The organism is Streptomyces sp. CO7 (assembly GCF_053474865.1).
The window spans coordinates 753,696-760,900 of the sequence record NZ_JBRIOU010000002.1 but is presented as its reverse complement, the minus strand read 5'-3'; the positions used below and the strand labels follow the sequence as shown (position 1 = coordinate 760,900).

Below are 7,205 nucleotides of genomic sequence, written 5' to 3'. Positions count from 1 at the left end.
CGGTCACAGGGTCAGCTCCGATCGGCGGCGGGGGTTGATCCGCTCGCGCCAGGCTCCGGCCAGGCCGGCCACGGCGAGGGTGGGGATCACCAGGAACAGGCCGGGGAACAGGGTCGGCCACCACTGTCCGGCGAGCAGTGAGCCACGGGCGTCCTCGATGAGGTTGCCGAGGCTCGCCAGGTGGGTGGGCAGGCCGAGGCCGAGGAAGGACAGGGCCGACTCGTGCCACATGGCGTGCGGCACGGAGAGCACGGCGGCGAGCCCGGCCTGCGGCAGGATGCCCGGGACCAGGTGGCGTACGGCGACCCGCCACCGGGACGCGCCGCCGGAGATCGCGGCGTCGATGTAGGGGCGGGAGCGCAGCGAGAGCACCTCGGCGCGCACGATCCGCGCCGTGGAGATCCAGTGGGTGGCCGCGATGGAGACCAGGACGGGCAGCACGCCGGGCCGCCACAGGGCGACCACGAAGACGCCGAGCAGGAGGTGCGGGACGGAGGCCACCGCGTCCACGGCCCGCATCAGGACCCGGTCCGCCCACCCGCCGAGGGTCGCCGCGAGGGTGCCGACGGCGGTGCCCACCACCGCGGCGACCAGGGCGGCGGCCACCCCGACGAACAGCGACACCCGCAGCCCGTGGACGCAGCGCAGCAGCAGGTCACGGCCCAGGTCGTCGGTGCCGAACGGGTGCGTCGGGCCCGGGGGCAGGAGCTTCGACTCCAGGTGCACGGCCTGCTGGTCGAGCTGGACCAGCGGCGGCACCACCAGCACCGCGAGGGCCACCACGGCGAGGACGCCGGCGGCGGAGCCGACGCGCAGGGTGCGCCAGGAGCGCCGCGTGGGACCGGCGGGCCGCCAGGCGGGGGCCGGTGAGGGCGCCGGTGGGGGCGCCGTGGACGCGTCACAGGTCACGGAAGCTCACCCTCGGATCGGTCAGGCCGGTCAGCAGGTCGGCGAGGAGGTTGCCGAGCAGGACGGCGACGGTGGCGAACGCGGTCAGCGCGGCCAGCAGCAGGAAGTCGACCGAGGTGGCCGCGGAGACGGTGGCGGCGGCGATGCCGGGCCAGCTGAAGACGGTCTCCACCAGCAGCGCCCCGGTGATGAGTTCGGGCACCCGGGTGCCGATCAGGGTGAGGACCGGGAGGAGGCCGGAGCGCAGCGCGTGGCGGAGCAGCACGGTGCGCTCGGTGAGTCCCCGGGCGCGGGCGCCGCGCACCGGGTCCTCGGCGAGCGCGTCGGTCACCCCCTGGCGTACGTAGAGGACGAACCACGGGAGCTGGGAGACCGTCAGGACCCCGGCGGGCAGCAGGAGGTGGTGGACGACGTCCGCCGGGTCCACCGTCTGGCTGCCGGTGTCGGTCAGGCCGCCGGCCGGCAGCACGCCGAGCCGCAGGGCGAACAGCCAGACGGCGAGCAGCGCGATCCAGAAGACCGGGGCCGCCGAGAGGACGTAGGCGGCGGAGGTCACGGCCCGGTCGGTGAGCGACCCGGGGCGGCGGGCGGCGAGGACGCCGAGTGCGGTGCCCAGCAGGACGGCGGCGACGAAGGCGGTGGCGCACAGCAGGGCGGACCACACCATGCGTTCGGCGACGACCTGGGCCACCGGCTGGCGGAACACCGTGGAGTCGCCGAGGTCGCCGGAGAGCGCGGCGGTCAGCCAGTCCCACCACCGCGACGCGAACGGCCGGTCGGCGCCGAGGTTCTCCGCGAGCCGGTCCAGGGTCTCCTGGTCGGCGGAGAGTCCGGCGGTTCCGGCGTAGGCGCGGACCGGGTCGAAGGGGGAGGCGGCGGCGAGGGCGAACACCGCGAAGGTGACGGTCAGGAGCAGGGGGACGGCGTACAGCAGGCGGCGCCCGGCCAGCCGGGCCGCGCCGCGCGCCGAGGGCGTGGTCACGGCTTCGGCCGCCAGTCCTCGATGTTCCACCACGGGCCGCCGGCGAAGCCGTGCTCGTGGGGTTCGACCTGGGTGGTCAGGTCCTGCCAGCGGTCGGCGAGGACGTAGACGTGGTCGAGGTGGGTGAGGAAGGTGTAGCCGGGGTCCTCGGCGAGTTCGCGCTGCACGGTGTCGTAGGCGGCCTTGCGCGCGTCGGTGTCGCGGGTGCGGCGGGCGTCGTCGAGGGCGCGGTCGACGGCCGGGTTGTCGTAGTGCGGCATGTTGTTGAAGCCGTCGCCCGCCAGGGACGAGTGGAGCAGGGTGTACAGGCCGAAGTCGGGGTCGCCGGTGCTGCCGAAGCCGGCGAGGACCGCCTCGCGGCCCATCCGGGGCTCGATGACCTCCCAGGTGGCGCTCTCCACTGTCACGTCGATGCCGACGCGTTTGGCGTCGGAGGCGTAGGCGAGGGCGAGTTCCTGGCGGATCCGGTCGCCGGCCGGGTGGTAGAGGGTGAAGGCGGCGCGGACGCCGCCCTTGACGCGCACGCCGTCCTGGCCGGTCCTCCAGCCGGCCCGGTCGAGGACGCGGGCGGCCTTCTTGACGTCGTGGGCGCGTTCGGTGCCCCGCGCGAACCAGGGGTCGTCGCTGGGCAGCGGGCCGTAGGCGGGTCGGCCGGCGCCGTCCAGGACCTTGTCGACCATGGTCGCGCGGTCCACCGCGAGGTCGAGGGCGCGGCGTACGGCGGGGTCGCCGGCCACCTCGTGGGCGGTGGGGAGGCTGACGGCGCGGTAGTCGTAGGACCTGGCGCGGTAGGTCTTCCGGTCCTGGTCGCCCTGGAAGGTCGCCGCCAGGTTCGGCGGCAGGACGGCGCCGTCCAGGTCGCCGGAGCGCAGGCGGGTGGCGCGGACGTCGTCGTCGGTGATGATGGCCATGGTGAGCGTCCGCACCGCGGGCGTCGGGCCCCGGTAGCGGGGGTTGGCCTTGAGGACGGCCTTCTCCCCTTTGCGCCAGTCGGCGAGGACGTACGGGCCGGTGCCGACCGGCCGGGTGTTGAAGGAGCCGGTGTTGGGGTCCTGTCCGCCGGCCACGTGCTCGGGGACGATCGGCAGCACGGTGCGCGCCGCGAAGGCGGCGTAGGGGTACTTGAGGGTGAAGACGACCTTGTCGTCGGCGGCCGCACGGACCGTGTCGACGGCCGCGAGTTCGCTGCGGTTCGGGTTGTTGGTCCTCTTGTCGAGGATCGTCTCGTAGGTGAAGACGACGTCCTCGGCGGTGAGCGGTTCGCCGTCGCTGAAGGTGACGCCGTCGCGCAGCGTGTACGTGTAGGTGCGGCCGTCGGCGCCGACCTCGGGGAGGTCCTCGGCGAGGGCGGGCCGCAGTTCGAGGTCGGCGTCGAGTTCCAGCAGACCGTCGAAGATCTTGGAGTTGCCGTCCTTGCCGTAGCCAAGGAGCGGGCTGAAGGTGTCCGGCTCCCAGGGGACGCCGATCACCACCGACTCCGCCGCGCCCTGCGCGCCGGCCTTCGCGTCACCGCCCGGGGCCGAGCAGGCGGTGGCCGCCACGCCCAGTGCCGCCGCCCCCGCGAGGATCCGTATTCGTCGACCAGTCATCAGTTCTCCGCCCGTGCCGCGCCGGTCACCTTTGCGGACGACATGCTATTGCATATTGCTCGCAATAAGCCGACGGGGTCGGACGGCCTGGAGCAGAGGGCGCGTCCTGCCTGCGCGGGCGCCGCCCACCGGCACGGGCGAGAGCCCTCGCGCGTGACGCACTCCCCCGCCCGGGTGACGACGCCGCTTCCTCGTGGCCGAGACCCATGGGCCTGGGGCACCGGGGTCGCGCAGCCGGTGGGTCCGCGAGCAGCGGACGGCCGCGGGGTGCGCGACGACGGCCCGGTCACCCGCTCGCAGCAGCGCCGCCGCGACCGCCTCGCGTCCGCCCGCCCCCTCTGCGAGCGTGGGGGCGAGGGCGCTGGACCATACCCACGGCTGCGGGGAGGAACGAGACCTCATGTACGACCCCGACCCACCGTTCCGGCCGATCCGCCGACGCGACGGTTACCTGCCGCTGGAGGACCTCGGGCTGATCGGCGACGGCACGACCTCGGCCCTGGTCGGACTCGACGGGTCGATCCCCTGGATGTGCCTGCCCCGGTTCGACTCGACGCCGCTGTTCTGCGGGCTCCTGGACCACGAGCGGGGCGGGCACTTCACCGTCCGGCCGGACGATCTGGTGGAGGCCCGGCAGTGGTACGTCAAGGACACCGGGGTGCTCGTCACCGAACTGCGCACCGCCGAGGGCCTGGTCCGTCTCACCGACGCCCTCACGCTGCGGCAGGGCGCGGACCTCAGTGACGACGCCCCGGCCGGGCGCGCCGAACTGGTGCGCTCCGCACAGGTCCTGTCCGGCCGGGTCCGGCTGCGGGCGGACCTGGAGCCGCGGGGCGGGGCCCAGGCACGCGCCCTGTTCAGCGGGGTGGAGCTGCGGCCCTACCGGCAGCCCGGGCTGCGGCTCCATCTGCGCTGCAGCCGTCCCCTGGAGGGACCGCGCAACAGCTACGACCTGCGGGAGGGCGACCGCCTCGACCTGGTCCTGTCCTGGGGCCGCTTCCACCGGCACCACCGCTTCGACGCCGACGCCATGCTCGCGGCGACCGGTGACGCGTGGCGCCGCTGGATGACCAGCTGCACGTACGAGGGCCCGCAGGAGCCCTTGGTGCGACGGTCCGCGATCACCCTGAAGATGTGCGACGACTGGTCCAACGGCTCGACGGTCGCCGCGCCCACCTCCTCCCTCCCGGCCCCCGTCGGCGGGATCAGGAACTGGGACTACCGCTACACCTGGATCCGGGACGCGGCCTTCGCCGTGTTCGCGCTGCGGCGCATCGGCTTCCGGGGCGAGGCGGACGCCTTCCTCGGCTGGGTGCTCGACGCCTTCGAGCAGACCGGGCGGCCGCGCATCATGTACACCCTCGACGGACTCCCGGTCCCCGACGAGACCGTGGACGGCGAGCTCGAGGGATACCGGCGCTCGGCCCCGGTGCGCTGGGGGAACGGCGCCACCGACCAGCGTCAGCACGACGTCTACGGCGAGATCCTGGACTGCGCCGACCAGTGGCTGCTGGCCGGAGGGGAGATCCAGCCCGCCCTGTGGGCAAGCCTCGCGAGGCTGGCGGACCAGGCGACCACCGCCTGGCACCAGCCCGACCAGGGCATCTGGGAGGTGCGCAACGACGGCGGCGTCTTCACCTACTCTGCGGGACTGTGCCACGTGGCGCTGGACCGGGCGGTGCGGATCGCCGAGCGGCACGGGCTGCCCGGGCGCGTCGACGTGTGGCGGGCCGCAGCGGACGAGCTGCGGCAGCGGATCCTCGAGGGCTCCTGGGACGAGGGCGCGCAGACCCTCAGCGCGGCGCTGTCCGGCGGCGGCGCGCTCGACGCCAGCCTGCTGGCCCTGCCGCTGCGCGGGGTCCTCCCGGTCGACCATCCGCGGATGGTGGCGACGACGACCGCCGTGGCGACGCGCCTGTCGGCGGGCGACGGACTGCTGTACCGCTACCTGCACGACGAGTCCCCCGACGGTCTGGCCGGCGACGAGGGCGCGTTCGTGCTGTGCAGCTTCTGGCTGGTCGACAACCTGGCCGGTCAGGGCCGGCTGGAGGAGGCGGAGGAGCTGTACGCGTCCCTGTGCGCCCGCGCCAGCGCGACGGGGCTCCTCTCGGAGCAGATCCGCCCCGCCGACGGCGAGTTCATGGGCAACTTCCCGCAGGCGTTCAGCCACATCGGGATCATCGCCAGCGGGGTGAACCTCGGCCGGGCGCGGGCCCGCGTCCGGTGAACGGCCGGGACCCCGGGTCCTTCCGCGCGACGGCGGAAGGACCCGGGGCGTGGGCCGGACCGGTCAGCGCTGCAGGGTGAGCACGCCCGGCCGCCACGGCAGCTGGTTGTAGTCGCCGCCCGCGGTGGGCGACTTGCCCTGGTAGAGGAACTGGAGGTTGCAGGGGTCGATGGTCATGGTCTGGTCGGGGTTGGAGCGGACCAGGTCGCCGTGGCTGATGTCGTTGGTCCACGTGGCGCCGCTGTTGGCCTTGCCCGCGAAGGGGTTGCTCTCACTGGCGGCCTGCGGGGTCCACGACCCGCTCAGGCTGGACGACGTGAACGAGCGGAAGTAACGGCCGTTGGCGCCCATCGCCTCGACGATCATCAGGTACTGGTTCTGGCCCTGCACCTTGTACACCTGGACGCCCTCGAAGAGGTTGGCCTTGGTGTCGCTCATGATGGTCGTGTACGAGGAGCCGAAGTTGCCGGGGAAGTTCCCGATCGGCATGCTCGCCCGGTAGATCTTGCCGTTGTCACCGGCGAAGAACAGGTACATGTTCTGCCCGTCGGCGATCAGCGTCTGGTCGATCGGACCGGTGTCGGAACCCGAGATGCTGCCGGTGAACAACGCCTGCGGCGAGGACCAGCCGTTGGGGTTGGTCGGATCGCTGGAGGTGCGGTAGATGAACGGCCACTGGCCCCACTGGTAGGCCAGCACCCAGATGTTCTTCGGCGCGAAGTAGAAGAGCGTGGGTGCGACCGCGGCCTGGTTCATCGCGTTCTGGCCGGCCGAGGCCATGTCGGACCAGTTGGTGAACGGGCTGAACGCCATCGAGCCGTACGACGAGCCCGCCACGTTCGAGCCGTAGACCAGGTACTGGCCGTTGTGCTTCACCGCGGTGAAGTCCTTCAGCGACACCCACCCGTTCTTCGGCTGCGCCAGGACCCCCGTGGAGCTCCACCGGTACGTCGAGGGGAGCGAGCAACTGCCGCCCGGCGGCGTGGTGGTGCCGCCCACCTTGACCAGCTGCCACTGCTGGTGGCCGGCCCCGGTGTCGGTGGACTGGACGATGTTCGTGCCGTCGGCGGTGGAGCCGTTCTGCGGGCCGATCGCCTTGCCGCTGTTGCGGTTGATCAGCCGCACGTACCCGTCGGAGGAGTCGGCGAGACGGAACTGCTGGTTGGCGCCGTTGAGGTCGGGCCACTGGACGACCTGGCCGTTGTCGGCGGTGGACCAGTTGTACACGTCCAGCACCTTGCCGGAGAGCTTCGACCTCAGCCGGTAGTAGCCGTTGCCGGAGTCGACGAACTGCCATTGCTGCTGCGCCTGGTCGTTGCGGGCCCACTGCACGATCCGGGCGCCGTCGTTGGTGGCGAGGTTGTACACGTCCATCGCCTTGCCGCTGCCGCGGTTGACGAGGACGTACGTGGCGCCGGTGTCGACCGTGGCGGCCGAGGCGGGGGGGGTGCCGAGCGCGAGGCACATCCCGGCGAGCCGGGCCGCGCACGGCGCCCCC

Annotated in this window: 5 protein-coding genes; 1 reads left to right on the top strand and 4 read right to left on the bottom strand. The window is 73.1% G+C overall.

From position 1 onward, the window contains the following. Positions 1 to 3: 3 nt before the first annotated feature. The 3 genes from ACOV8S_RS05435 to ACOV8S_RS05425 are packed head-to-tail and all read right to left on the bottom strand — an operon-like array spanning position 4 to position 3,480. Positions 4 to 909, bottom strand: a complete 906-nt coding sequence (locus ACOV8S_RS05435; protein ID WP_448316383.1) for an ABC transporter permease — start codon at positions 907 to 909, stop codon at positions 4 to 6. Beyond that, the gene (locus ACOV8S_RS05430) at positions 899 to 1,891 is read right to left on the bottom strand and encodes an ABC transporter permease (RefSeq protein WP_448316382.1); all 993 of its coding nucleotides are present in this window, start codon (positions 1,889 to 1,891) and stop codon (positions 899 to 901) included. Before ACOV8S_RS05430 ends, ACOV8S_RS05435 begins: the two co-directional genes overlap by 11 nt. Beyond that, positions 1,888 to 3,480: an ABC transporter substrate-binding protein gene (locus ACOV8S_RS05425; protein WP_448316381.1), complete on the bottom strand. Its 1,593-nt coding sequence runs from the start codon at positions 3,478 to 3,480 to the stop codon at positions 1,888 to 1,890. The genes ACOV8S_RS05430 and ACOV8S_RS05425 overlap by 4 nt, the downstream gene beginning before the upstream one ends. Before the next feature lie 400 nt (positions 3,481 to 3,880). On the opposite strand from ACOV8S_RS05425, the gene ACOV8S_RS05420 reads away from it, so the two are divergent. After that, positions 3,881 to 5,707 (top strand): glycoside hydrolase family 15 protein, encoded by a 1,827-nt coding sequence (locus tag ACOV8S_RS05420; RefSeq protein ID WP_448316380.1) that lies wholly within the window; start codon positions 3,881 to 3,883, stop codon positions 5,705 to 5,707. A 63-nt stretch (positions 5,708 to 5,770) separates the two neighbouring features. On the opposite strand, the gene ACOV8S_RS05415 is transcribed toward ACOV8S_RS05420, so the two are convergent. Continuing rightward, positions 5,771 to 7,205: non-reducing end alpha-L-arabinofuranosidase family hydrolase (locus ACOV8S_RS05415; protein WP_448316379.1), on the bottom strand; the 1,435-nt coding region annotated here is incomplete at its 5' end.

Coding starts and splice junctions, on each gene's coding strand:
- ACOV8S_RS05420 (WP_448316380.1), top strand. CDS start 3,881: ATGTACGACCCCGACCCACCGTTCCGGCCGATCCGCCGACGCGACGGT.
- ACOV8S_RS05425 (WP_448316381.1), bottom strand. CDS start 3,480: ATGACTGGTCGACGAATACGGATCCTCGCGGGGGCGGCGGCACTGGGC.